The sequence below is a fragment of the Haloarcula marina genome, from assembly GCF_024218775.1.
In the GTDB taxonomy this organism is placed as follows: Archaea; Halobacteriota; Halobacteria; order Halobacteriales; family Haloarculaceae; genus Haloarcula; species Haloarcula marina.
The window spans coordinates 1101135-1123440 of record NZ_CP100404.1 but is presented as its reverse complement, the minus strand read 5'-3'; the positions used below and the strand labels follow the sequence as shown (position 1 = coordinate 1123440).

Annotated in this window: 23 protein-coding genes, 1 tRNA gene and 1 pseudogene; 10 read left to right on the top strand and 15 right to left on the bottom strand. The window is 63.9% G+C overall.

The genetic code is table 11. The annotated features are described in order from the left end of the window. The first annotated feature begins 87 nt into the window (after nucleotides 1–87). Nucleotides 88–792 (top strand): hypothetical protein, encoded by a 705-nt coding sequence (locus NJQ44_RS05840; RefSeq protein ID WP_254273741.1) that lies wholly within the window; start codon nucleotides 88–90, stop codon nucleotides 790–792. A 31-nt stretch (nucleotides 793–823) separates the two neighbouring features. On the opposite strand, the gene NJQ44_RS05835 is transcribed toward NJQ44_RS05840, so the two are convergent. The 5 genes and pseudogenes from NJQ44_RS05835 to NJQ44_RS05815 form a co-directional block, all read right to left on the bottom strand. Then, nucleotides 824–1843 carry a tyrosine-type recombinase/integrase gene (locus NJQ44_RS05835; protein ID WP_254273740.1) on the bottom strand — a complete coding sequence of 340 codons (1020 nt, stop codon included), beginning with the start codon at nucleotides 1841–1843 and terminating at the stop codon, nucleotides 824–826. Beyond that, on the bottom strand, nucleotides 1844–2437 hold the full coding sequence (locus tag NJQ44_RS05830) for a hypothetical protein (protein ID WP_254273739.1): 594 nt from the start codon (nucleotides 2435–2437) through the stop codon (nucleotides 1844–1846). Nucleotides 2438–2554: 117 nt separating this feature from the next. Next, nucleotides 2555–2905: pseudogene (locus NJQ44_RS05825) on the bottom strand (endonuclease III domain-containing protein); the annotation flags it as partial. Nucleotides 2906–2988: 83 nt separating this feature from the next. Continuing rightward, nucleotides 2989–3414: a DUF371 domain-containing protein gene (locus NJQ44_RS05820; protein WP_254273738.1), complete on the bottom strand. Its 426-nt coding sequence runs from the start codon at nucleotides 3412–3414 to the stop codon at nucleotides 2989–2991. 26 nt (nucleotides 3415–3440) lie between these two features. Then, nucleotides 3441–3614 (bottom strand): hypothetical protein, encoded by a 174-nt coding sequence (locus NJQ44_RS05815; protein WP_254273737.1) that lies wholly within the window; start codon nucleotides 3612–3614, stop codon nucleotides 3441–3443. A gap of 144 nt (nucleotides 3615–3758) precedes the next feature. Here NJQ44_RS05815 and NJQ44_RS05810 point away from each other — a divergent pair, with 144 nt between their 5' ends. The 3 genes from NJQ44_RS05810 to NJQ44_RS05800 all read left to right on the top strand — a co-directional run bounded on the left by NJQ44_RS05810 (nucleotide 3759) and on the right by NJQ44_RS05800 (nucleotide 7552). Beyond that, the gene (locus NJQ44_RS05810; protein ID WP_254273736.1) at nucleotides 3759–5606 is read left to right on the top strand and encodes a glycoside hydrolase family 2 protein; all 1848 of its coding nucleotides are present in this window, start codon (nucleotides 3759–3761) and stop codon (nucleotides 5604–5606) included. A 246-nt stretch (nucleotides 5607–5852) separates the two neighbouring features. Beyond that, nucleotides 5853–6743 carry a coiled-coil protein gene (locus NJQ44_RS05805; RefSeq protein ID WP_254273735.1) on the top strand — a complete coding sequence of 297 codons (891 nt, stop codon included), beginning with the start codon at nucleotides 5853–5855 and terminating at the stop codon, nucleotides 6741–6743. 38 nt (nucleotides 6744–6781) lie between these two features. Continuing rightward, a complete protein-coding gene (locus NJQ44_RS05800) occupies nucleotides 6782–7552 on the top strand; it encodes a LysE family translocator (protein ID WP_254273734.1) in 771 nt (256 codons plus the stop codon). Between the two features lie 2 nt (nucleotides 7553–7554). On the opposite strand, the gene NJQ44_RS05795 is transcribed toward NJQ44_RS05800, so the two are convergent. Then, nucleotides 7555–8271 (bottom strand): HD domain-containing protein, encoded by a 717-nt coding sequence (locus NJQ44_RS05795; protein WP_254273733.1) that lies wholly within the window; start codon nucleotides 8269–8271, stop codon nucleotides 7555–7557. A gap of 475 nt (nucleotides 8272–8746) precedes the next feature. Here NJQ44_RS05795 and NJQ44_RS05790 point away from each other — a divergent pair, with 475 nt between their 5' ends. Continuing rightward, nucleotides 8747–9475, top strand: a complete 729-nt coding sequence (locus NJQ44_RS05790) for a GNAT family N-acetyltransferase (protein ID WP_254273732.1) — start codon at nucleotides 8747–8749, stop codon at nucleotides 9473–9475. Here NJQ44_RS05790 and NJQ44_RS05785 read toward each other — a convergent pair. Beyond that, nucleotides 9472–9714 (bottom strand): hypothetical protein, encoded by a 243-nt coding sequence (locus tag NJQ44_RS05785; protein ID WP_254273731.1) that lies wholly within the window; start codon nucleotides 9712–9714, stop codon nucleotides 9472–9474. The two genes, NJQ44_RS05790 and NJQ44_RS05785, sit on opposite strands and share 4 nt — an antisense overlap. Nucleotides 9715–9826: 112 nt before the next feature. Then, the gene (locus NJQ44_RS05780) at nucleotides 9827–10144 is read right to left on the bottom strand and encodes a winged helix-turn-helix domain-containing protein (RefSeq protein ID WP_254273730.1); all 318 of its coding nucleotides are present in this window, start codon (nucleotides 10142–10144) and stop codon (nucleotides 9827–9829) included. Between the two features lie 174 nt (nucleotides 10145–10318). Here NJQ44_RS05780 and NJQ44_RS05775 point away from each other — a divergent pair, with 174 nt between their 5' ends. Further along, nucleotides 10319–11374 (top strand): TrmB family transcriptional regulator, encoded by a 1056-nt coding sequence (locus NJQ44_RS05775; protein ID WP_254273729.1) that lies wholly within the window; start codon nucleotides 10319–10321, stop codon nucleotides 11372–11374. A gap of 210 nt (nucleotides 11375–11584) precedes the next feature. Here NJQ44_RS05775 and NJQ44_RS05770 read toward each other — a convergent pair. The 3 genes from NJQ44_RS05770 to NJQ44_RS05760 all read right to left on the bottom strand — a co-directional run bounded on the left by NJQ44_RS05770 (nucleotide 11585) and on the right by NJQ44_RS05760 (nucleotide 12713). Beyond that, nucleotides 11585–11657, bottom strand: a tRNA-Gln gene (locus NJQ44_RS05770). A 142-nt stretch (nucleotides 11658–11799) separates the two neighbouring features. Next, nucleotides 11800–12234, bottom strand: coding sequence for a metal-dependent transcriptional regulator (locus NJQ44_RS05765; protein WP_254273728.1), 435 nt, complete (start codon nucleotides 12232–12234; stop codon nucleotides 11800–11802). Then, a complete protein-coding gene (locus NJQ44_RS05760) occupies nucleotides 12231–12713 on the bottom strand; it encodes a ferritin-like domain-containing protein (RefSeq protein WP_254273727.1) in 483 nt (160 codons plus the stop codon). Before NJQ44_RS05760 ends, NJQ44_RS05765 begins: the two co-directional genes overlap by 4 nt. Nucleotides 12714–12843: 130 nt before the next feature. On the opposite strand from NJQ44_RS05760, the gene NJQ44_RS05755 reads away from it, so the two are divergent. Then, entirely contained in the window at nucleotides 12844–14487 is a 1644-nt protein-coding gene (locus tag NJQ44_RS05755) for an alpha-amylase family protein (protein ID WP_254273726.1), read from the top strand. Nucleotides 14488–14533: 46 nt separating this feature from the next. On the opposite strand, the gene sufD is transcribed toward NJQ44_RS05755, so the two are convergent. The 4 genes from sufD to NJQ44_RS05735 all read right to left on the bottom strand — a co-directional run bounded on the left by sufD (nucleotide 14534) and on the right by NJQ44_RS05735 (nucleotide 21069). Next, nucleotides 14534–15745: a Fe-S cluster assembly protein SufD gene (gene sufD, locus NJQ44_RS05750; protein WP_254273725.1), complete on the bottom strand. Its 1212-nt coding sequence runs from the start codon at nucleotides 15743–15745 to the stop codon at nucleotides 14534–14536. A 2-nt stretch (nucleotides 15746–15747) separates the two neighbouring features. After that, on the bottom strand, nucleotides 15748–17178 hold the full coding sequence (sufB, locus tag NJQ44_RS05745; protein ID WP_254273724.1) for a Fe-S cluster assembly protein SufB: 1431 nt from the start codon (nucleotides 17176–17178) through the stop codon (nucleotides 15748–15750). Between the two features lie 32 nt (nucleotides 17179–17210). Further along, nucleotides 17211–18140: an ABC transporter ATP-binding protein gene (locus tag NJQ44_RS05740; RefSeq protein WP_254273723.1), complete on the bottom strand. Its 930-nt coding sequence runs from the start codon at nucleotides 18138–18140 to the stop codon at nucleotides 17211–17213. Between the two features lie 124 nt (nucleotides 18141–18264). Next, nucleotides 18265–21069, bottom strand: a complete 2805-nt coding sequence (locus NJQ44_RS05735; protein ID WP_254273722.1) for a DNA-directed DNA polymerase — start codon at nucleotides 21067–21069, stop codon at nucleotides 18265–18267. A 107-nt stretch (nucleotides 21070–21176) separates the two neighbouring features. Here NJQ44_RS05735 and NJQ44_RS05730 point away from each other — a divergent pair, with 107 nt between their 5' ends. From NJQ44_RS05730 to NJQ44_RS05720, 3 genes are read left to right on the top strand one after another with little or no spacing between them, the layout of a single operon-like run. Further along, complete coding sequence (locus NJQ44_RS05730; RefSeq protein WP_254273721.1) at nucleotides 21177–21368, top strand: DUF7331 family protein; 192 nt, start codon at nucleotides 21177–21179, stop codon at nucleotides 21366–21368. Between the two features lie 43 nt (nucleotides 21369–21411). Beyond that, nucleotides 21412–21855, top strand: a complete 444-nt coding sequence (locus NJQ44_RS05725; RefSeq protein ID WP_254273720.1) for a DUF7322 domain-containing protein — start codon at nucleotides 21412–21414, stop codon at nucleotides 21853–21855. Nucleotides 21856–21879: 24 nt separating this feature from the next. Continuing rightward, complete coding sequence (locus NJQ44_RS05720) at nucleotides 21880–22305, top strand: DUF7346 family protein (protein ID WP_254273719.1); 426 nt, start codon at nucleotides 21880–21882, stop codon at nucleotides 22303–22305. Nucleotide 22306: the final 1 nt, after the last annotated feature.

The following is a 22306-nucleotide window of genomic DNA, read 5'->3' as shown; positions in this document are numbered from 1 at the left end:
GGCGAAGGCGGATTCGTGGTGCGGTAGTGGGGTGGTCTGCCCGTTTTCACCGGGTTTCTTGTCGGCGACGTTCATCGTCGTCACTATATGACTGCTGACGAGGAGTTGGTGGAAGAGTTGGCAGGTCTAGTTCCGGGCGCGACCGCCATCGTCGACGCTGGCGAGTACGAAGACGTGGAGATGATGATTGAGGGCGTTCAGTACCTCGAACCGACGAGGGACACGTATGGTTGGGATGAGGGGGAACTGTACGTCACCGCCACTGTCGATCAGGAGACCGCTGGGGGGTACGGGTGGGTGATGTGCGAGGTGAGTATAGTGAGCAAGACCGATCGGGGGGAGTGGCGACCGCCGACTGTCGAGTTCGCCGAGGAGTGGGCGGGGAACATCTCTTCGGCGGAGGAGGCCGATGACCCGTACACTGACTGGACAGGGGAGCAACTTGAGATCCAGAGTAGTCACATTGTGACTGCTGAGGCGACTCGGTACCGTCGTGAGGCCCTTCGCGCCACTGGGCCTGTCCGTCCGCAGTCGATGCGTAGGCTGGTGATGATAGACGCTGTGGTGCGTTACGTGGCCAATGAGGGCCGTGGGGATGTGTGGGCCGCATACGAGGAGGATGTGGAGGAGGCGTCGCTCTCGGGCCTGTTGGAGTGGTTGACGGCGGAGGGTCTGGTGCGGCTGTTGGAGGAGGAGTTCGAGGCCGTGTTCCCCGACCGGGTGGAGATGATCGACTGCACTCAACGGGTGGTGAGGGACGTGTTGCACCAGTTGCGGTACTTCCGTTCGTGACGAGATGGGTCAGCTCGCCGAGGCGGTTCGTCTAAACATCGGGCGCGTTCCGGTGCTGAGCTTCCCGCATCTTTTCATCTCGGAACTGGAGGTAGGTCTGCGTGGTGCTGATGTCGGCGTGCCCCATCAGATTCTTCAATGTCATGATGTCCGTGCCGTTGCGGACGTGAGTGACGCCGTACGCGTGCCGCAGTGCGTGGGGAGTGATTCGATTTCTCTTTCCCCCGCCCGCGTCCGTGTACATCGTCGACTGGATACCCGCTCGTTCAGCGGCTTTCACCACCATACTTGTCACACTCTTCGGCTTCAGCTGTTCCGAGCTGCGAGAGGGGAATAGGTAGTCTGAATCGTCCGAATAGTAGACCGGTTCGCGCTCGGTGTCGATCCAGCGGCGCAGTGGCCGAGCAATCCCGGATCCGAACCACATCTCACGACCGCTGTCACTCTTGACTGGGGGTGTCATCAGCTTGCTGTCATCGAGATTGATTGCCCCATAACGGTCTTGATGTTCCATTTGTGGAGTGATTTGGAGTTCGGCGACTTCCGACCGCCGCAACCCCATCCCGCGGAGCATTTTGAGGATCAGTTCGTTCCTGAACTTCGGCTCGGGCACGTTCTGCTTCAGCAGCTCGTACTCCTCGTCTCGCACCCAGACAATTCCGCCCTTCGCGTTCATCTCCTCTTCCTTGCGCGTCTTGCCGCGAGTGATGTACTCCGTGATGTCCAGATGTTTCGCATCAGTTGGGAGCACGTCACGGTCGCGGAAATACCCCTTACGAGCCTGCAGCCAAGCGATGAACGTGCGCAGATGGTTGTAACGTGTCTTGATAGACGACTCGGCGTACTCATCCACCATCGAGCTGATCCACGCGTCGATGTCCGTCCAGTCCACGTCCTCGAGCTCCGTCTCACGCTCGTCGAGGAACGTGAGGAATCCGTCGGATGCGACTCTATACCCCGTCAGCGTCTGGTTCTCGCTCTTGTTCCGCCGAGAGACGACGAACTCGTAACCCAGTTCGTGATTGAACTTTTTTCGGGTGATGTTCTTCATCTAAGCCACCTCGAAGAGAACGTCGTACTTCGTCGCTGTGACGTGCTCGACGCGCGATGAGTAGTCATCCAGCCGCTCAATCGCCTGTCTCATCTCGTACTCGTCTGCGCCCAGCATCCGACGATACGCCTCGACGATGGCATACCCCAGTTCGGGTTCCTCCTCGGCGAGGTCAGCCAGCGACCCATCCTTCTGTTCGAGCCAGTAGTCCGCGTCCTCGATGAAGTCGCGCGCCGCGCTCACCACCGTTTCCCGTTCGTCGAGTTTGCGGCGGGGGATGATGTCGTAGAGGCGGTCGGCCATCTCGTCAATCTCCTCGGAGTCGGCGAACTGTCCGGTCTCCAGTGCGTCCATCTGGGCGGCCATCGTGGACACGGTGTCGTCCAGTTCTTCAATCCGAGACAGCAGGGGAGCGAGGTCAACCTCGGCGTCTTGGGCGGATTCGGGTGAGTGGGTTCCCGCCATCTCGCGTTCGACTGCGAGGCGCATCAGGTGGCTCAGTGAGGTGTACTCCGCGCTCTCTTCTGCGTACTCGCACCAGTCCTCCTTCTTCGTCTCGTCGATCCGGATGTTGACTTGCGTCTTGTCGCCCATTTTCCGCTGCAATCGACATCACTGCTCGTATATAAGCTTCATAGACGGCACTGCAACTGTTATAGAAGGTTTCTACCCGGCGAAATCGTACAGAAGAGTGCTATACTGATTTGACCACTTCTGGTTGTAGAGGCCCGCCGACGAAATGGTCTCGGCGAGCGTCTGCTGGTCTGCGGCGGCGAGTGCGGCCGCGAGGTCGCTCTCTCGCGGGTCGGTCCCCCCATACCGCACCATCAGCGAGTCGTGGGCGGGTTGACTCGCCTTGTCCGACGTGTTCTGGCTGAGGACGGTCCGGACCAGACACTCGAAGGCGGGGCGGCCGCCGTAGGTCTTGGTCCAGTAGATGTCGCCGAGTCGGTCGATGACGGCTTCCGCGCGGGTTCCGGCGGTCGCCGGATCGAACGTCGCCGCGCGGCCGCCGCCCGACTCGCCCCCGCTGATGTTCTCCTCCGGTTCCGGGTCTGGCATGTGTGAGTCGTGGGGCTAGACCGTCTAAACCCCTTCACCGAACAGTGTGGGGACCGCGTGCGCGACGAACATCCCGGCGGCGGTCAGGCCGGGTCGACCGTCAGCGTCATCGTGAGGGCCGCCCCGTCGGCGAGTGCGGCCACGAGCCCCCTGTCCACGTCGCCCGCGGCCGCGTCCGCGCCGACCATCACCGTCCGGTCGTCGACGTAGTCGCTCGTACGGATGACGTGACTTCGGTCGCTCTCGAAGGAGAGGTCCGGGTGGCCCGACCCCTCGACGGTGACGCGGTGGCCGTCCGCTTCGAGCGTCGCCGTGACGGTCGCGTCGGCGTCCCGGCAGGCGGCGACGAACTCGTCGTCGAATTCTGCGGGAACGGTGTCGGCCTCGATGCCGAGGATACAGTCGCCCGCGGGAGTGAGGAAGTCGTCGCTGGTGACCTCCAGCGTGCTGGAGTGCTGTCCGCTGACGTGTTCGTGACCCTCCGCGCTGACGACGACTTCGAGTGACATAGCCGTCGATAGCCGAGCGGGGTACTTCAGCGGGACGACTCGGGGCGGGCGACGGTGACCGTCACCGAACCGCACGCACACTCGTGGGCCTCGCGACGGCCCGCGTCCGTCTCGAACACCAGCGCTGGCTCACCCAACGGGCGGTCGCAGTCACCGGCGTCACAGGTCGGCGTCGTCGCGTCGCGCAGGTCGCCAAACATACCTCCACGGAGGGACCGAACCCACCTTAATCCGACCCGTCCCCGGAGTGAAAGTGAAAGTAAAAGACGGCGGGCGCGTGACATCGCGGACTGCCGGGAGTGACGGGGGTAAAGGATATGCCCCCAGCGGACGGGCCACAAGGTATGTCGCTGGAGTGGCGCGGCGCGGCGGTACCGCCGGACGATGAGATGCCGGACCCCGACGAGTGGGACCCCGTGACGGTTCCGGGGCGGCCGACCGAACTCGTAGACGCCGATGCCGACGCCGTCGCCTACGAGACGACGTTTTCCGACCCCCGAGACGGCAACGACGCACACGCGGCGCTGGTTCTGCGCGGGGCGTACGCGCACACTCGCGTCTGGTGTAACGGCGAACGAGTCGCGACCCACGACAACTACGCCGCGCCGCTCCGCGTCCGTCTGCCCGACGCCGAGGAGTACCGCATCGTCGTGCAGTGTCGCGCCCCCGAGGACCGATTCGGCGGTCTCCACGCGACCGATGCGCTCCCGACCGAACGGTCCGTACCGGGAATCTGGTGGGACGCGGCGCTCGAAACGTATCCCGACCCGTACGTGAGCGCCATCCGCGCCCGGCCGCGGATAACCGACGACGGAGCGGCCGTCGACGTGACCGCCGAAGTCGTGACGAACGAGGCCATCGACGACCGACTGACGCTGACGCTCCGGCCAGAGGGGAGCGGCCGAGGCGGCGGGATGATGGACCGCACTCGGGTGGCGACCGGGTCGGGCCACACCACGGTCCAACACACCATCGACGTGCGCGACCCCTCGCTGTGGTGGCCGCACGACCGAGGCGACCAACCGCGCTACGTCGTCAGGGCGAAACTCGACGACGCCGCGAACGAGGTGACGACCGGCCTCCGGTCGGTCACCCGCGATGGCGACGGCTTCGTGGTCAACGGCGAGCGAGTCCCCGTCAGGGGCGTCACCCTGCTCGACCCGACCCCCGAGGACGTACCCCGCGCCGTCGCCGCGAACGCGAATCTCGTTCGCGTCCGGGCGCAAGCGGTTCCGCCCGCCGTCGCCGACGCCTGCGACGAACACGGCGTCCTCCTCTGGGCGGACCTGCCGCTCACCGGTCCCGGCGGGTTCGACGCCGACCGCGGGGCAGACCTCGCGACGGAACTCGTTCGAACGAACGGCAACCATCCGAGTCTGGTGGCCGTCGGCGTCCACGACGAACCGGTCGAACCGTACGCGAACGGCCTCGGGTCGGGGACGCTCGACCGCCTGCGCTTCCGGTGGCGGGCGTGGCGGGCCGACTACGACGACGCCTCGGCCCAGCGAGTCGCCGACGCCGTCGACGACCTACCGACGTTCTCCGTCGTCGGACCGCCGGGAATCGACCCCGACGCGGTGACGCTGTATCCCGGCTGGCAGTACGGCGGCGTCGGTGACCTGCCGTGGCTCTGTGACCACTTCGGCGTCGGTGACGTGGTCGCCGGTTTCGGTGCCGGGTCGCTCGGGAACGAGTCGCCGACCGACGAGACGGGGTTCGACCGGGCAGTCCACGACGCCCGCACCGACGGCGGAACCGCCGACTCGCAGGCGTATCAGGCCCGAGTCGTCCAAGCGCTCGCGGGACAGTTCCGCCACCGCGAGAGCGAAGTCGTGATTCTGGACAGCCTACGGGACGCCAGCGACGCGGGGATGGGCGTCGTCAACCAAACGGGCGTCGAGAAGCCCGCGTACGACGAACTCAGCGACAGCTACCAGCCCACGCAGGTCGTTCTCGCGTCGCCGAGGCCGGGCGAGAGCGACGTTGTCCTCTGTCACGACCGACCGGAGCGAGCGACGGTGACCGTGGAGTGGGACCACAACGGCGACCGCGAACAGGCCGAACACACCGTCGGCGCGTTCGGTCGGGTCACCGTCGGGTCGCTGAATCTCGCTGCTGGCGACGACGTGACGCTCGCCGTGGCCGTGGGCGACGGCGCAGTGAAAAATCAGTACGAAATCGCGGATATATAACCTCGCTCGAATCCGTGTGAACGCTTCACGAGGCCTGAAACGGGTGTGTGAGGGCGAGCCACGGTATCGAGTGCACCGGAATATTTAAACAATATCCCCGGGTACTATGAACTACCAGAACGCTTCCGCGTTCAGGCAGTATCGCTTCGCGCCCAACATGAGAGGGAATCATTGTTATTGGCGTCAGCCCCTCAGTAGCGGCGCATCTGCCTGCGCGAAGGCGGTGATGGCATAGAGGTTTCAACAATGGCAGACTCGATAGAAGAATCGAAGAACGTTACAGTAACAGAAGAGGATCTCGAAAACAAATCGAAAGGCGAGCTCATCAAACTCGCCGGTCAGCTCCGCGACCGACGGAACGAGCTGAACCAGATGGCTTCCGAGCGGGCCTCCAACCGCGACGACCTGAACGCGAAGACGCGCGAAAAGGTCGACGAGGCACAGGAACACCGCGAGAAGCGCGACGAGCTCAACGAGCAGGTCCAAGAACACAAGGACCAGCGCAACGAGCTCAACGCCGAGGCCAACGAGCTGTTCGACAAGGTCGACGGGATGAAAAACGACCTCGAACTCGACGAGGGAAAGTCCGTCGACGAACTCAAGGACGAGATTGAAGACCTCGAGTTCAAGCAGCAGACCGAGGTTCTCTCCTCCGAGGACGAGAAGGAACTCATCGAGAAAATCGAGGACAAGCGCGAGAAGCTCCAGCAGAAACAGGAGAAACTCGACCAGAGCGGTGACCTCGAAGGGCTCAAAGAGGAGGCCGAAGAGGTCCGCTCGGAAGCCTCGAAGCACCACCAGAAGGTGACGGAACTCGCCGACGAGGCCCAGAAGCACCACAACCAGATGATCGAGGCCTACCGCGAGGCCGACGAGATTCGCGACGAGGCCGACGAGATGCACGAGAAGTTCGTGGAGGCCCAAGAGGCCGCCGACCAGCACCACGAGGACTTCGTCCGCGTCCAGAAGCGCCTGCGCGAACTCGACAAGAAAGAGGAGCAGCAGGAGCGCTCCCAGCGCGAGGAGAAGCAGGAGGCCGCCCGCGAAGAGGCCGAGGAGATTTATCAGAAGTTCAAGGAGGGCGAGACGCTCGACACCGAGGACCTGATGAAGCTCCAGAAGGCTGGCAAGCTCTAATCGCCGCGACTATCTCTCTCTGTTTTCTAGGACCGTAGATGCATCACTGGCTCCCCCCGCTCACGAGTCACCCTGACGGACTCGCCCTCATTCCGACGGCCGTCGGCGGTATCGTCTTCGGACTCGCGTTGGCCGCGCCACCGGGGCCGATGAACGCCGTCATCGCCGAGGAGAGCGCGCTGCGCGGGTGGCGGGCGGGCCTGTTCGCCGGACTGGGTGCGATGACCGCCGACGCCTGTTTCTTCGTCCTGTCGCTCGTCGGCGTGACGACGCTCGTCACCGAACTGCCACTCCTCAGGGCCGCGATGGTCGGTGCGGGCGGCCTGCTGATGCTGTGGTTCGCCTACGGGGCCGTCGAGGAAGCGAGCGCGTTCACCGGTGAAGATGGGGTCGACACGGCAGATACCGAAAGTCGCGGATTCCGGAAGGCGCTCGTCCTCGCACTGACGAATCCCTATCAGGTCGTGTTCTGGCTGACCGTCGGCGTCGGCCTACTCCGACCCGGACGCGTCGACGCGCTCTCGTACCTGCCCGTCGTCGGCGCGGACCTCGCTGGCCTGTTGGTCGTCCGGACGGGGCATCCGGTGCTACTGGCGGGGCTGTTCGGCGGTATCGCCCTGTGGATAACGGGGTTCCCGGCGGCCATCGTCGCCGCGCGCAACCGGGTGGAACGGGTCGCTCCGGTCGTCGCCAGCGTCAGCGCCGTGGTCCTGGCGCTCTCGGGCCTCCTCTTTCTCACCCAGGCGTCGACGGCGCTGTTCGAGGCGGGAACGGCCGCCGTCGACAGCCTCCTTTCGGGACTGACGTAGCCTCAGGAGTCGCCCATGCCGGTCGCCACGTCGTCGAGGCTCTCTTCGGCCGCCATCTCCGAGACTTCCGTCTCCAGCCATTCCTGGAACCACCGCGTTCGCTTGAGTCGCTGGTGGACGATAGACTCCGCCGTATCGCTCTCGACGCGGTCTTTGGCGTCCTCGCCGCGTTCGATGACGCGGTCGACCATCTCGGCGGCGTCCATGTGGGTCCGGGACTCGTAGCCCATCCGCAGGAGCATGAGCGCCGTCCCGTTCGCGCCGACCTTATCCAGGATGTCGGCCTCGATGAGGCACTGCGTCTCCAGCGAGAGGTTCGAGAGGTCGCCTTGGTAGGAATGGTCCTCGACGGCCCGACAGACCTGTTCGATGAACGACTCCGGGTAGTCACCGTGAGTGAGGAGGTACTCGCGTGCGATGCGGGCCCCTGCTTCCGCGTGAACGTCCTGCTCGGCCTCCAGTTTCGCGATATCGTGGAACAGCGCGGCCACGCGGGTCACGTCGACGTTCGCGCCCTCCTTCTGGGCGATGCTCGTCGCGATGTCGACGACGTTGAGGATGTGGTTGAACCGATACTCCGCGGAGTGCCACGGGTACCAGCGCATCCGTCCGCCCTCGTCCTCGTTCTCGACACTGGCGGCGAGGTAGTCGTGGACGAACTCCTGCATCGCTTCGAATTCCTCGTCCGAGACTGGCGACTCCCTAATCTCGACGCCCACAACACCACCTCCGGCGATAGGTTCCGATATTCATCTTACAGATAGAAAGGCACGTTCGACTCTTTAGCGTTACGACAGGGCGAACCCGACAGTTCGATGCAACTATCGGTCAAATTCGATGGATAGCGACAGAACAAACGATTGCCGAGGCAAAGTCCACTGGTTGAGCGGAGCGACCGACCCAGACGTGGACGGTGATGGCGTCCGACGGCGCATCGTGTCGCTCGAGGGTCCCTCGGCAGGTGAGCTGACTCGGATAGGCCAGCGACACAGAAACACATTTAGGTAGTTTTAATCCCAATTACGGTCTTATTCATGAACCACCTTCACGATAACAGTATGTGCGTCCACCGTAATAATACTTTTCTCCATTTTTCGCAACGTTCGTGTTTGTTCGGGGTCGAAGGGGGTCGTGGGCGACGACGCCCGACGTGGTTGCTGTACGTTTATGACAGTTCCCGACCAGCATGACGGTATGGAACTTCGACCAGCGACTCCGGCGGACCGGCCCGCGATCCGGGACGTGGCCCGCCGGTCACTGCAGGCATCGTACTCGCTCGGCCCGCAAGCGATCAACAGCGCCATCGAAGAGTGGTACGACGAGGACCGGTTGGAGGCGACGTTGGCCGACGAGGAACGGCTCTTATTGGTCGCCGAGAAGGCCGGACAGGTCGTCGGCTTCTCCGAGAGCGTCATCTCGGCGGACAACACCGGGACGCTGCTCTGGCTACACGTCGACCCCGCGCACCGCGGCGAGGGTATCGCATCGTCGTTGTTCGACGCGACGTACGACCACCTCCAAGAACGCGGCGCGACCCACCTCCACGGCCGCGTGCTGGCCGACAACGTCGAGGGCAACGCCTTCTACGAGGCGCACGGCTTCGAGAACACCGGGACCGAGAGCGTCGAGATAGACGGCCGAACCTACGTCGAGAACCTCTACTCCGAGAGCGAGCAGTGGGGTCGCGAACCCGTCGAGACGGACGACGGTCGGACGGTGTACGTCGACCACGACAACCACGAGCGCGGCTCTATCGCGCCGTTCCACGTCGTCTATGCCGACGAAGGCGGCGACGAGCGGTACGGATACTTCTGTAGTAACTGCAACACGCTCGCCAACGCGATGGACTCGATGGGACGCATCGAGTGCGACACCTGCGGCAACGTCCGGAAACCGCTTCGCTGGGACGCCGCGTACCTCTAGTTCCCCGCGTCGCCCGTCGTCCGTTTTCGCTCTGTCCGCGCCTGTTCCGCTCGCATCTGTTCGGTCCGCTCCTGGTTCGCCCGAGTCCGCCTGGCCGGTTGGAGTACCAGCCGATAGAACAGGGCGAACAACAGCACTGCGATGCCGATACCGAAGGCCGTGTCGCCGAAGGCCGATCCGGTCGCGAGGTGTCCCGGAACCGGACCGCCAGCGGCAGACTGGAGACCGGTCGCTACCATACGTAAACGGTCGAGTGCTGGATATAAAACGGCGGCTGGTGTTCTCTCTCACTGGGAACGGCTAGCAACGACTCACGGCCGCCCGCGTCGACGACGTGAGTCGACGCCGTCGTCAGGGCTCGACGGACAGGATGTCCGAATGCCGGTCGTCGAGTTCGTACACGTCGGCCCCTTCGTCGTGCCTGAGCACTCCCGCTCGGCAAAGCTTCGGGAGGTGGCAGTGCCACAGGCCGACGCTCGCCTCACGCACCGAGAGCGACCGCTCTCGTCTGCTGACGACGCGTGCTAGTTCTGTGAGCGATTTGCACGAACCGTCGTCGAGCGCATCCACGACTGCGCGGCGATGCGGGTGTGAGAGAGCATCGAACAGTTCAGTCACTGCCTCTTCGGCGCACTCGTCCGTTTGCGTGGCGTCGGAAATCGTAATCATGTCTTCACCATTCGTAGTGGTGTCCAGTAGCGATACTATCTCATCCAAGTACAAATAGTTATGTATTCATCCCAACCATTGCCTGTGGCGTCCGAAGCCCATATTATCGCAAGCGGAGTATAACCGTTAATGAGTAGCGTTCGAGTGGGTCAGGGGCTGCCCGGGAGTGCGTAGATGGGGGGGCAACTCGTCGAGAATCTGCGTGAAATCGGCCTGAACGAGTACCAATCGCGGGCGTACATCGCCTCCGTCGGCTTGGGCGCCGCACGACTATCCACGCTGGCCGAGAAGGCCGAGATTCCCCAACAGCGTATCTACGACGTCGTCGACGACCTCGAGGGTCTCGGCCTCGTCGAAGTCAGAAAGGGGAGCAACGCGAAAGAGGCCGTCCCCGTCCCTCCGACCGTCGCGCTCGCCGAACTGAAAGCGCGACACCTCGACGATTTCAACTCGCACCTCGACGCGGCGACTGACGAGTTGAACGACCTGTTCGACGAAGTCGACAGCGGCACCGGGTCGATCAGTTTCATCAGCCAAGAGACCTCCATCCGCCGCCACATCGGACGCGCGATAGAGAGCGCCGAGTGGTGGCTGTTCGTCTCGCTCCCGGTGTCGTGGTATCCGGAGTTCGAACCCGAGATTCGCGCCGCCGCCGACCGCGGCGTCACGGTCCGCCTCCTCCTCGTCGGCGACGACGAGGACGCCATTCACCGGCGGGACTATCCCGATTCGGTCGCCGTCAACTGGCGGCCCGGTGCCGATACGCTCGTGGCCGCCGACCGAAACTACGGCGTCTTCCGCGCCATCGCCGCCCCGTCGATTTCGCGGCCAGCGCTCGTGACCGACGACAAGAACATCCTCGAAATGTTCCACCGCTACAGCGAGCAGTTCTGGTTGGCCGCGAATCCGGTACGGGCCGCCGAAACCCCGCCCCTTCGCTACCTCAACCCCTGCCAACTCGTGCAGCACCACGCCGACCTCCTCGATTCGACCTCCGACCTCGCCGTCACCGTCGAGGGCCACGCCACGACGACGGGACGGGCCGGGACGTGGCAGGGGACACTTCGGGACTACGTCTGCGAGCCACCAATCTCCGCGAACTCGGGATTCATCCCCCAAGTCGTCAGCCTCGAACTGTCGACGGCCGAGGGACCGGTGACCGTCGGTGGGTGGGACGCGACGCTCGAAGACGTCGCCGCCCACGGTATCGAACTCTCGTTCTCTGAGTGAGTCTACGGGGGATTCACACCGGAGACAGATTCGCGCGGTTCGTCTTTCAGGTCCCGAATCGTCCGTACGGTGCGAATTCGTGGCTCATCGTTCGGTTCGCCACAGAATTAGTAGTCCCGGGCGGATTCGAACCGCGAGGACTCGAATTCGCTCGTCCTCTGAATCCGAATCCACCGTCCGCTATTCGTCCTCACTTCGTTCGGACAGAAATAGTCCCGGGCGGATTCGAACCGCCGTCAAGGGCTCCAAAGGCCCTTATGATTGGCCGCTACACCACGGGACTGCACTTCACTCGTCCCCTGAGACTCGCAATCTCGTCGAGATTGCTCACCACCACGGGACTGCACGTCGTTCGCCTGTTCCGGCCGCGCCGTTCCGGAACGTATCAGAACCAATCGCCGGAACGCACTTGAACGCTTCGAGAATCAGTCGCCGGAAATCTCGGCTTCGACTTTGAGTAGTCCGCAGACGTCGTCCTCGGCGTTGAAGCAATCGGGACACTGCGGTTCGCGGTCGATGATGGTGTCGAGGCGTTCTGCGACCGTCTCGTCGATGACGCCTTCGAGTTGCTTGGCCTCGGTACGGAACTCCTCGACTTCCAGCACTTCGAGCAGGAATCGTTCGATGATGCAGTAGTTCTGGAGGGCGTCGCGGGCCTGTTGGATGCCGTCGTCGGTGAGGTCGACGCCCTTGTACTTCTCGTGGTCCAGCAGGCCGCGATCTTCGAGTTTGCCGATCATCTCGTTGGCGCTCGCCGGACTCACGTCGAGCAAGTCCGCGATTTTGCCGGTCGAGGCGGGACCGTCGGCCTGTTGCTGCGTGAGGTAGATAGCCTTCAGGTACTGGGCTTGCGTGTTCATTGTCGCGTCTCCATGAGGTCTGTCACTTCTTCGACGCCGTCGGCTTCCTCCGCCCGGATGGTCCGGAGGACCTCGAGCAGTCGCTCGCGGTCGATACTGAACGTCGTATCGGAGGCTTCGATGGAGGCGATGAGGTCGTCGTAGAACTTGTACGCCGTCTCCTCGTTGCACAGTTGATCGTACAACACGCCGTCGAAGTCCTTGTCGGCCTCGTACTGGGCCTCGACGAGCATCTGTATCTCCTCGAAGGGGACCGTCTCGGCTTCGAGGTCGTCGACGAGCGCTTCCAGCCGTCGGCGGTGGTCGGCGGACTCCTCGGAGGCGGACGCCAGAAGGGCTTCGAGGGCCGGGTCGGTCGCCTCGTCCGTCTCTTCGGCGTGCTTCCCGGCGCGGGCCTCGACCACCTCTTCGAGGACGATACCGATTTGCAGGAGGCGGGCGAGTTGGTGGTCGGACGCGACCGGTTGCGTCAGACTCACCGTGGCACCCCCGAGCGCGGCGATACTGTCATGCCGTGAGTTCGGAGAGGACCGAACGTAAACCCTTCCCTGTGGCCCGGGAGCGGCGATAGCTTTAGCCCACGGGCACTCGACGTGGATGACGAGCATCATGACGACACATCCCGATTGGTACCGAGATGCAGTCCTGTACTCGCTCGACGTGAAGACGTTCGCCGACGGGAACGGCGACGGTATCGGCGACTTCGTCGGCCTGCGGGACCGCCTCGACTACCTCGACGACCTCGGGGTAACGTGTCTGTGGCTCCTGCCGTTCTACCCGAGTCCGTGGCGGGACAACGGCTACGACGTGGCCGATTACTACGGTATCGACGAGCGACTGGGGACGATGGGCGACTTCCATCGGTTCCTCGACGACGCCCACGACCGCGGGATGCGCGTCCTCGTCGATATGGTATTCAATCACACGTCGACGGAGCATCAGTGGTTCCAGCGGGCGCGCGACGGCGACGAGAAATACCGGGAATACTACCTCTGGACCGACGACCCCGCCGACGCGCCCGAAGAGGACACCATCTTCCCCGGCGAGGAGGAATCTGTCTGGACGTACGACGAGGCCGCCGACGCATACTACTACCACCAGTTCTACCACTTCCAACCGGACCTGAACGTCTCGAACCCCGACGTGCAGGCAGAGATAGAGCGCGTCCTCCAGTTCTGGACCGAACAGGGCGTGGACGGCTTCCGCGTCGACGCGGCGACGCCGATGATCGGCGCGAAAGGGGCCGTCCCCGTCTCCATCGACGAACCCCACGTCCTGTTCAAGCAGATGAAGCGCGCCGTCAGCGAGGTCGACGACGAAACGGTCCTGCTCGCCGAAGCGGACGACGAACCCGCGGAACTCCGGCGGTACTTCGGCGAGGGCGACGAGTTCGACCTCCTCCTGTCGTTCGTTTCGAACGCCCACCTCCTGTGGGCGCTCGCCGACGAGAACGCAGACCACCTCGCCGAGGCGTTCGACCGCCTCCCGGCCTACGAGGACATCGTCGAGTGCGGACAGTGGGCGAACTTCCTCCGGAACTTCGACGAACTGAACCTCGGCCCCCTGCCCTACGAGCAGTTCCAGCGGGCCATCGAGGTCATCGGCGCCGACCACGACACCCGTATCTACGGCCGCGGCGTCCGCCGTCGCCTCGCGTCGATACTCGGCGGCGACACCGACCGTCTCGCCTGTGCGACGAGTCTCTGTTTCGCGCTGCCGGGCACGCCCATCGTCGTCGCGGGCGACGAAATCGGGATGGGCGACGAACTCTCGCTCCCGGGCCGAGACGCCGTCCGCACGCCGATGCAGTGGACCGACGACCCGACCGCCGGGTTCTCCACCGCGGACCCCGACTCGTTCGTCAGACCGCTCGTCGACGGCGAGTACGGCCCCGAGGCGGTCAACGTCGCCGCCCAGCGCGCCGACCCCGACTCACTGCTCGCCCGCGTCCGGGCAATCGTCGAGACGCGCAAAGCCTGCCCGGAACTCTCGCGGGGCCAGCAATCGGTCGTCGACACCGACGAGCAGACGGTGTTCGTCCACCGAAGCGAGTGGGACGGCACCACGCTCCTGACGGCCCACAACGTCGGTCCTGACCCGGTGTCGGTGTCACTCGACGCCCCGGGCGACGTTGCCACGCACCTGCTCGGCCCGGGCGACTACTCACTCGACAGTGACACGCTCTCTGTCGAACTGGGCGGGTACGACTACTGTTGGCTCCGCCTCGGTCAGCCGCGGACCCGGACGGCGTAGCCGTTGCTGGCGGGTCGAGAACGAAAGAAAGCGAGCGTCTCGACGGTTACTGCCGCAGTCGCTCGTAGATGAGGTCGTCTAGGTCCTCGCGGAGTTCGTCGACTTCGACTTCCTCCAACACGGGGACGAAGAACCCTTCGACGAGCATGTTCTTCGCGCGTTCGGGGTTGACACCGCGAGAGGTCATGTAGAACATATCCTCCGCGTCGACCTGCCCGACCGTCGCAGAGTGGGAGGCTTCGGTGTCGTGGTTGTTGATGATGAGTTTCGGCGAGGCGTCGGCCTCGGACTCGTCCGAGAGCATGAGGGTGTTCTCACGCTGGTAGGAGGACGTGTCCCACGCCTCTCGGCCGACGTCCTGAACGCCTTCGTACACCGACCGGGCCGCGTCGTCCAAGACGCCGCGGGTGACGAGGTCGGCGACCGTGTGTTCGGCCTCGTGCCAGACGCGAGCGGCGATGTCGAAGTGCTGGTCGTCGTGGCCGAAGAAGGCCCCGACGATCTGGGATTCGGAGGAGTCACCGAGCAGGCGGGTCTCGACGCTGGACTTCGTGAGCCGCGAGCCGATGTTGCCCTCTATCCAGTTGATGGTGCCGTAGGTGTCGGCGTGGCCCCGCTTGACCTGATAGTTGTAGCTCTCCTCGGAGAGGTTCTGGAGCGTGCCGTACTGGACGTAGGCGTTCTCGCCGGTGACGGCCTCGACGACGCCGGAGTAGTACCGGTCGCCGTCGACGTCGTCGCCGGTGGTCTGGCGTTCGAGGATGGTGACCGAGGCGGACTCCTCGGCGACGACGAGCGTGTAGTTGAACAGCGACTGGCTGTTCATCGTCGTCCGAATCTTCACGTCCTCGGCGTCCACTCCTTCGGGGACGTAGACGACCGTCCCGGCCGAGAACAGCGCCGTGGACAGCGCCGTCAGGTAGTCCCGCTGGGGGTCGACGACGGAGCCGAAGTGGTCCTCGATGAGGTCGCCGTGTTCGTCGAGCGCATCGCTCCACGAGAGGACGTCGACGCCCTCGGCGTCGATTCGGTCTTTCTCCTGGGCGTAGTCGAGCGGGTCGACCAGCGTCTCGTAGTCGAGCGCGTCGAGGTTGGTCCACTTGCGACCCGGCGTCTGGATGACCTCGGGCATCTCGAGGTCTTCGAGCGCCGCGAGGGCCTCCAGACGGGTTTCGAGGAGCCACTCTGGCTCGTCTAGGTCCTCGGAAATCTGTTCGACCTGGTCTTCGGAGAGTGTGGCGTGTACCTGCGTACTCATTGTTATCCGAGCGAACCCTCCATCTCCAGTTCGATGAGGCGGTTGAGTTCGACTGCGTACTCGATGGGCAGTTCCTCCGTGATGGGTTCGATGAACCCGGCGACGATCATCTGCTTCGCGTCGTCGTCGTCCAGTCCGCGCGACTGGAGGTAGAAGACGTCCTCGTCGCCGATTTTGCCGACGGTCGCCTCGTGGGCCACGTCGACCTTCGACTCCTGAATCTCCATGTACGGCATGGTGTCGGAGGTGGACTCGTTGTCGAACATCAGCGCGTCACACTCGACGGACGTCGAGGAGTTCTCCGCGCCGTCGGCGATGTGAACGAGGCCGCGGTAGTTCGTGCGGCCGCCGTCCTTCGCGATGGACTTGGACTCGATGGTGGACTTCGTCTCCGGGGCGTTGTGGTACACCTTCGCGCCGGTGTCGATGTCCTGACCCTCGCCGGCCATGGCGATGGTGATGTGGTTGTCCGTCGCGCCGGGGCCCTTGAGGACGGTGGAGGGGTACAGCATCGTGGCCTTCGAGCCCATGCTGCCCGAGACCCACTCCATCGTGCCGTCGGCCTCGCAGATGGCGCGCTTGGTGTTGAGGTTGTAGGTGTTCTTCGACCAGTTCTGGACCGTGGAGTACTGGACGTGGGCGTTCTCGCCGACGAACACTTCGACGCCGCCGGAGTGGAGATTGAACGCCGAGTACTTCGGAGCGGAACAGCCCTCGATGTAGTGGACCTCGGAGTTGTCCTCGGCGATGATGAGCGTGTGCTCGAACTGGCCCATCCCCTCGCTGTTCATGCGGAAGTACGCCTGTACCGGCATCTCGACGGTGGTGTCCTCGGGGATGTAGACGAACGACCCGCCGGACCACACCGCGCCGTGGAGCGCGGCGAACTTGTTGTCGCTCGGGGGGACGCACTTCGTCATGAAGTGCTCTTTGACGAGGTCTTCGTGCTCCTGGACGGCCTTGTCCATGTCACAGAAGATGACGCCTTTCTCCTCCCAGCGCTCCTGCATGTTCTGGTAGACGATTTCGGACTCGTACTGCGCGCCGACGCCGGAGAGGGCGTTCTTCTCGGCTTCCGGGATGCCCAGTTTGTCGAACGTGTCCTGAATCTCCTCGGGGAGGTCTTCCCACGATTCTGCGCCGCCGCGTGTCTCGATGTCCGGGCGGATGTACGGGACGATGTCCTCGATGTCGACTTCCGAGAGGTCGGGCGCACCCGGCCAGCCCTCGGGCATCGGCATCTCCTGGAACTGCTTCAGCGCGCGCAGGCGGCGCTGGAGCATCCATTCGGGTTCGTCCTTGTCTTCCGAGATGACCCGTACGGTCTCCTCGGTGAGGCCCTTCTCGGCTTCGAAGGCGGATTTCTCCTCCTTCTTGAACTCGAAGCGGGCTTCGGTGTCGGTTTCTTTGAGGTGGTCTTGGTCTGAGCTCATGATTGGGTGTTAGTGGTGGAGAGTGATGGGTGTTATGCGGCCTCGTAGGCTTCCTCGCGGACCCAGTCGTACCCCTCGTCTTCGAGTTGCTCGGCCAGTTCCGGACCGCCGGACTTGGCGATTTGGCCGTCGAGCATCACGTGGACGTGGTCGGGTTCGACGTAGTCGAGGATGCGCTGGTAGTGGGTGATCTGGAGGATGCCCGCGCCCTGCTCGTCGCGGAGCGCGTTGATGCCGTTGGAGACGTCCTGCAGTCGGTCGATGTCCAGCCCGGAGTCGATTTCGTCCAGCACGGCGATGGACGGTTCGAGGATGGCGGCCTGGAGGACCTCGTTCTGCTTTTTCTCCCCACCGGAGAAGCCAGCGTTGAGGTAGCGGGAGGCGAAGCGCTCGTCCATGTCGAGTTGCTCCATCTTCTCCTGCAGGATTTCCTGGAACTCGGCGACGCCGATTTCGCCTTCCTCGACGTTGCCCTCCATCGGGGAGGTGTCGTAGCCAGCGGCGTCCTCGTTGGTGTCGCCGCCCTCGGACTCGGCCTCCTCGTCTTCGTCCTCGAAGAGTTCCTCGCGCTCTTCGAGTTTGGCGTTGAGCGCCGTTCGCAGGAAGTTCACCATGGTGACGCCCTCGATTTCGGCCGGATACTGGAAGCCGAGGAAGATACCGAGCGCCGCGCGCTCGTTCGGTTCGAGGTCCAGCAGATTCCACGTGCGGAGGTCTTCGGGAATCTCGAAGTCCTCGCCGAACTCGTCGTCTTCGAGGTGAATGAGGACTTCGCCGTCGGTGACTTTGTAGGCCGGGTGGCCAGCGATAATCTTCGCCGTCGTCGACTTCCCGGAGCCGTTGGGGCCCATCAGGGCGTGAATCTCGCCGGATTCGACTTCGAGGTTCACACCTTGAAGGATTGTCTCACCGTCCTCTTCTGCGACTTCCGCGTGGAGATTGTTAATTTCGAGTACTGCCATAGTGTCTCTTAGGTCAACCGAAATAAGGTCCGTTCGACCCATCAACCTTTCGCATTGCGACGAAAACGTGTTTAGGGTATGGAAACAATATTTTCCGTACCCGGAAATCGGTGTCGGCGGTGGATTACATGTACTGGCCGAGTCCGGTCTGTTCCTGTCCGGACTTGACCTCGTCCCACGAGATATCCAGCGCTTCGAGAATCCGAGCGATGGGGCCCTTCAGCGTCTTATCCAGCATCTTGTCCCAGTCGACCTCGAACTCCTCGGGAATCTGGTCGGCGTACTCGAAGCAGATGACGTCGGGGTCGCGGCGGAACTCGCCGTACAGCGGGTCCCGCTTCGGGTCTAAGTCGAGTTCGTCTTCGACGCGTTCGAAGAAGTCCGCGTGGACCCGGCCGAGGTAGAGGCGCTTCGGTTTCGACCCGCTCTGGAAGTTCGTCCCCAACAGGAGGTTGGCGTACTTCGCGCCGCGGACCTGCGCCGTGTCGGTGTCGTAGTTGTCGAGTTTCTTCCCGATGCCGCCGGGGATACCCACGTCGTCGTAGTCGACGTTCCCGTCCTGATAGTCCTCGATGACGTCGCCGACGTACTCCTTTATCGAGTCGGCGTCCTCCCCGTGGACGATACGGTCGATGACCTCCTTCTGGACCCGTTTCGTGATGGGCGCGATGTCCGAGCGCTGGTACTCGAACCCGGTGATGTCGATGTCGTCGACGTGCTTGCCCTCCTTCCAGACGATGTGGCCCGCGTAGCGCTTCTTCTTGCCCGCTTGGAAGAACCGCCGGTACAGTTTCTCGAACTCGATTTGGAAGCGGTGGTCCTCAGCGTTCAGACGCTCGCTGGCGAACTCGTCGTAGGAGGCGTTGATAACGTCCTCCAACTCGAACCCCTTCTGAATGGTCGCGGCCACCGTCGTGAGTTCGGCGTCACTCATCTCGGGGTGTTTCTCGCGTATCTCGTCGGTGACCGCGACGTCGCCGTCGACGTCTTCCGGGCCGACATCGCCGACCTGTAACATCACCGAGTCGGTGTCGCCGTAGACGACCTCGTACCCCTCGTCAGCGACCACTTCGTCGGTGTAGTCGATGACCTCCCGCCCGGTGGCGGTGACGGCCGCGCCCATCTCCTTGTCGTAGAGGCGGAACCGGTCCCACCCCAGCACGCCGTACAGCGAGTTCATGATGACCTTCACGGCGGCCTGCTGGCGGTCGTACCGCTCGTACTCGGGGTCCGATGGGTCGTGGTCGTTTCGCAGGCCCTTCTTCTCCTCGCGTTCGGTCAGCAGTTCGTCGACCATCTCCCGGATGACGCCGTCCGGTTCCTTCCGGAAGTGAGTCCCGTTGGGGGCGACGTAGGTGTCGCCGTCGTATCTCTCCGGGTCGACTTTCGTCTCGGGACTCGCGTTCGTCGTCACCATGCACATCGGGTACAGCGACTTCAGGTCCAGTACCGTGACGTTCTCCCGGACGCCGGTGATGGGGTCGAAGACGGCCCCGCCCTCGTAGTCCTCGCTCGCCTGTTGACCCTTCGAGGGGAGCGCGTACTCGCCGAACAGTTTGTGGAGGACGTACATGTCCACGGCGTCGCCGGGCGTCGTCGCGTCCTCCAGTTTACACCCGACGAAGGTGCGGACCTCGTCCCAGAAGTCGATGATGTCCTGCTCCCTGTCGAGTTCGACGCACAGTTCCACGTCCCGGAGGTTGTACTCCAGCAAGCGCTCGGGGTTCTCCTCCCAGAGGTCGCCGATGTCGCCGGTGTACCGTTCCTTGCCGACGCCGAGTTCCTGTTCGCCGACCGCGTCGAGGCGGTAGGACTCCAGTTCGGTGAACTGCGTGCGTTTGTAGGCGTACAGCAGGTCGAAGACGACCCGGCCCTTGATGTCCGGCCCCTGCCAGTCGCTGCGCCAGACCTCGTTCACCCGCGAGAGGCGATTGATGTCGAGGTCGTAGTCGTGCATCGGACTCGATAGTTCGTCGAGTCGGTCCAGGAAGTACGGCGCGTCGAAGTCGTCGAAGTTCCACCCGGTCAGCACGTCGGGGTCCGTCTCGACGATGTAGTCGACGAACGCTTCGAGCATCGCCTCCTCCGCCTCGAAGACGCGTACGTCGGCCTCGAAGTCGACGTCCTCGTGGATGGGGTCGTATCCGGCGAGCGCCTCCGGCCCCTCGATGCCGTCGGGCGACTCGTACAACCAGACCACGTACTCGTCGTCGTAGGAGTCGTGGGAAGTGAGACAGACGATGGTCTCCTCGCCCTCCTCGGGGAACCCGTGGCGGTCGTCCACCTCGATGTCGAAGGTGTTGACTCGCGGGTCGGCGCTGGCCTCGACGGCCGCAATCTCCTCGTGATGGACCTTCAGGCTCCCGTCGTCGAGTTCGCGGACGGGGACGCGGACGCCGCTGGTGATGTCCTTGTCGATGAGCAGGCGGTTCGGGAAGAGGATGTCCGCCTCGTAGTGGTCGAAGTCGTCCCGCATCTGCCCCACGTCGCGCGGCGTCTGCCCGATTATCTTCAGCAGGCGTTCGCCGCGAATCGACTCGAAGGGGTCGCCGTTCGCGTCCTCGTAGTGCCAGTCGACGATGCGGTCGTACTGGCGCAGTCGGTCTTCGGTGACGCTGTCCGCGGGGACGTAGAAGTAGGGTTCGAACTCGTAGACCCGCGCGTGGACCGTCTCGTTGTCGTCGGTACGGCCGAAGACGTGGACGACTGGGAACTCGTCGTCGCCCCGACCCTCCACGGTGTAATCGACCTGCGTCACGACGAACTCGACCGTTTCGGAGACGTCGGGAAACTGCCGTTCGTCGATGTCGACGAGGTCCGCCGACCCACCGCCGTTCCCGGCTATGGCCGCCGCTTCGTCGGCGACCGGCCTGTCGTCAGCGCCCTCCGCTTGGAAATCCCCGAAGGTGCGCTGGCCTTCGTCACTCATGCTTGCCCTCCTTTCGAGAGGGCGGATAAAAACGTCGGCGGTCGGCGGTGTTTGTCGGGGACAGAAGATATATGGTACGTAATGTCATACCACTTGACGACGTCCCCATGTCGCACCACGCATCTCCCGACGGTCAGTCGGACAGGGCGGACGAAATTCGGTCCGAGCCTGCGCTGCCGAACGCAGTGCAGACGACCGAGACCTACGAGACCGAGGAGGGGACAGTGTTCTACGACGCCCAGCATCCGCTGGCGTGGATTCAGAGCGATACGACGGTGTCGCTCACCGACAGCGCGTAAGCGACTGCGAACGCCTATAATCGTCGCGTCCCGAGGGCATAGCGTGCCACCCGGTTCCGACGAACCCGACCCGGACAGTCCCCCCGGCGTGCTCTCCGAGAAGAGCCCCTACGAACCGGACGAGTTCGACCCCGAGAGCCTCGGTCCACCGGTTCCGAAAGCGCCGAATCCGCCCGACGGCGGTGCGAGCAGCGAGGCCGCCGGTCTGTTCTGGAAACTCGTCCTCGTGTTCAACGTCGCGCTACTGGCGCTCTCTGTCGGCCCCATGCTCGCGTACTTCCGGGGGCAGGTCGACCTCGGCATCCGCGTCTTCCTCGTCGGCGTCGTCGCGTTCGCCTACGGCACCGCGCGGTACGTTAAGTTCGAGCGCGAGCGGAAAGCGGACGAGGACGACACCGAGAGCGGAACCGACGACAGCGAAAGCGACGACACCGAGAGCGGAACCGACGACAGCGAAAGCGACGACACCGACGACCACAACGGCTAACCACGCACGCCCGCTACGGCGGGTATGCGAACCGTCCGCGACGCGTCGGGCACCCACTACATCCTGCTGAAAGAGTCCAAGGACGCGAGTCTGGTTCGGGACCCAGAGACGGGCGCCGAACGGCACGTCCAGAACGCCGACCTCGAACCCGTCGACGGCGAGTCGCCACTCGCGACCGCCGCCGGGGCCGTCCCGGACGCCGTCCGGACCGTCGTCACGGCCGCCCACGACGACCGGGCGCTGGGGCTGCTCGTCGAAGTGGCCGACCGCGGGCCGCTCTCGGTCCACGAACTGCTGGACAGTTACGACCTCTGTGAGAGCGACTTACACGGCCTGCTCGCGGAGTTCCGCGCGGCGGGTCTGCTCGAAGAAGTCGACGTGACCGGTCGACGCGGCTACGACACGACGCCGACGGCAGACCGCGCCGTCGACGCGCTCACCGACCGGTAAG

Excerpts from the sequence above, each read along its gene's own strand:
- NJQ44_RS05815 (WP_254273737.1), bottom strand. The coding sequence starts at position 3,614 with ATGTTTGGCGACCTGCGCGACGCGACGACGCCGACCTGTGACGCCGGT.
- NJQ44_RS05800 (WP_254273734.1), top strand. The coding sequence starts at position 6,782 with ATGCATCACTGGCTCCCCCCGCTCACGAGTCACCCTGACGGACTCGCC.
- NJQ44_RS05830 (WP_254273739.1), bottom strand. The coding sequence starts at position 2,437 with ATGGGCGACAAGACGCAAGTCAACATCCGGATCGACGAGACGAAGAAG.
- sufB (WP_254273724.1), bottom strand. The coding sequence starts at position 17,178 with ATGAGCTCAGACCAAGACCACCTCAAAGAAACCGACACCGAAGCCCGC.
- NJQ44_RS05835 (WP_254273740.1), bottom strand. The coding sequence starts at position 1,843 with ATGAAGAACATCACCCGAAAAAAGTTCAATCACGAACTGGGTTACGAG.
- NJQ44_RS05775 (WP_254273729.1), top strand. The coding sequence starts at position 10,319 with ATGGGGGGGCAACTCGTCGAGAATCTGCGTGAAATCGGCCTGAACGAG.
- NJQ44_RS05755 (WP_254273726.1), top strand. The coding sequence starts at position 12,844 with ATGACGACACATCCCGATTGGTACCGAGATGCAGTCCTGTACTCGCTC.
- NJQ44_RS05720 (WP_254273719.1), top strand. The coding sequence starts at position 21,880 with ATGCGAACCGTCCGCGACGCGTCGGGCACCCACTACATCCTGCTGAAA.
- NJQ44_RS05785 (WP_254273731.1), bottom strand. The coding sequence starts at position 9,714 with ATGGTAGCGACCGGTCTCCAGTCTGCCGCTGGCGGTCCGGTTCCGGGA.
- NJQ44_RS05820 (WP_254273738.1), bottom strand. The coding sequence starts at position 3,414 with ATGTCACTCGAAGTCGTCGTCAGCGCGGAGGGTCACGAACACGTCAGC.
- NJQ44_RS05735 (WP_254273722.1), bottom strand. The coding sequence starts at position 21,069 with ATGAGTGACGAAGGCCAGCGCACCTTCGGGGATTTCCAAGCGGAGGGC.
- NJQ44_RS05740 (WP_254273723.1), bottom strand. The coding sequence starts at position 18,140 with ATGGCAGTACTCGAAATTAACAATCTCCACGCGGAAGTCGCAGAAGAG.
- NJQ44_RS05810 (WP_254273736.1), top strand. The coding sequence starts at position 3,759 with ATGTCGCTGGAGTGGCGCGGCGCGGCGGTACCGCCGGACGATGAGATG.
- sufD (WP_254273725.1), bottom strand. The coding sequence starts at position 15,745 with ATGAGTACGCAGGTACACGCCACACTCTCCGAAGACCAGGTCGAACAG.
- NJQ44_RS05765 (WP_254273728.1), bottom strand. The coding sequence starts at position 12,234 with ATGAACACGCAAGCCCAGTACCTGAAGGCTATCTACCTCACGCAGCAA.
- NJQ44_RS05730 (WP_254273721.1), top strand. The coding sequence starts at position 21,177 with ATGTCGCACCACGCATCTCCCGACGGTCAGTCGGACAGGGCGGACGAA.
- NJQ44_RS05840 (WP_254273741.1), top strand. The coding sequence starts at position 88 with ATGACTGCTGACGAGGAGTTGGTGGAAGAGTTGGCAGGTCTAGTTCCG.
- NJQ44_RS05790 (WP_254273732.1), top strand. The coding sequence starts at position 8,747 with ATGGAACTTCGACCAGCGACTCCGGCGGACCGGCCCGCGATCCGGGAC.
- NJQ44_RS05805 (WP_254273735.1), top strand. The coding sequence starts at position 5,853 with ATGGCAGACTCGATAGAAGAATCGAAGAACGTTACAGTAACAGAAGAG.
- NJQ44_RS05780 (WP_254273730.1), bottom strand. The coding sequence starts at position 10,144 with ATGATTACGATTTCCGACGCCACGCAAACGGACGAGTGCGCCGAAGAG.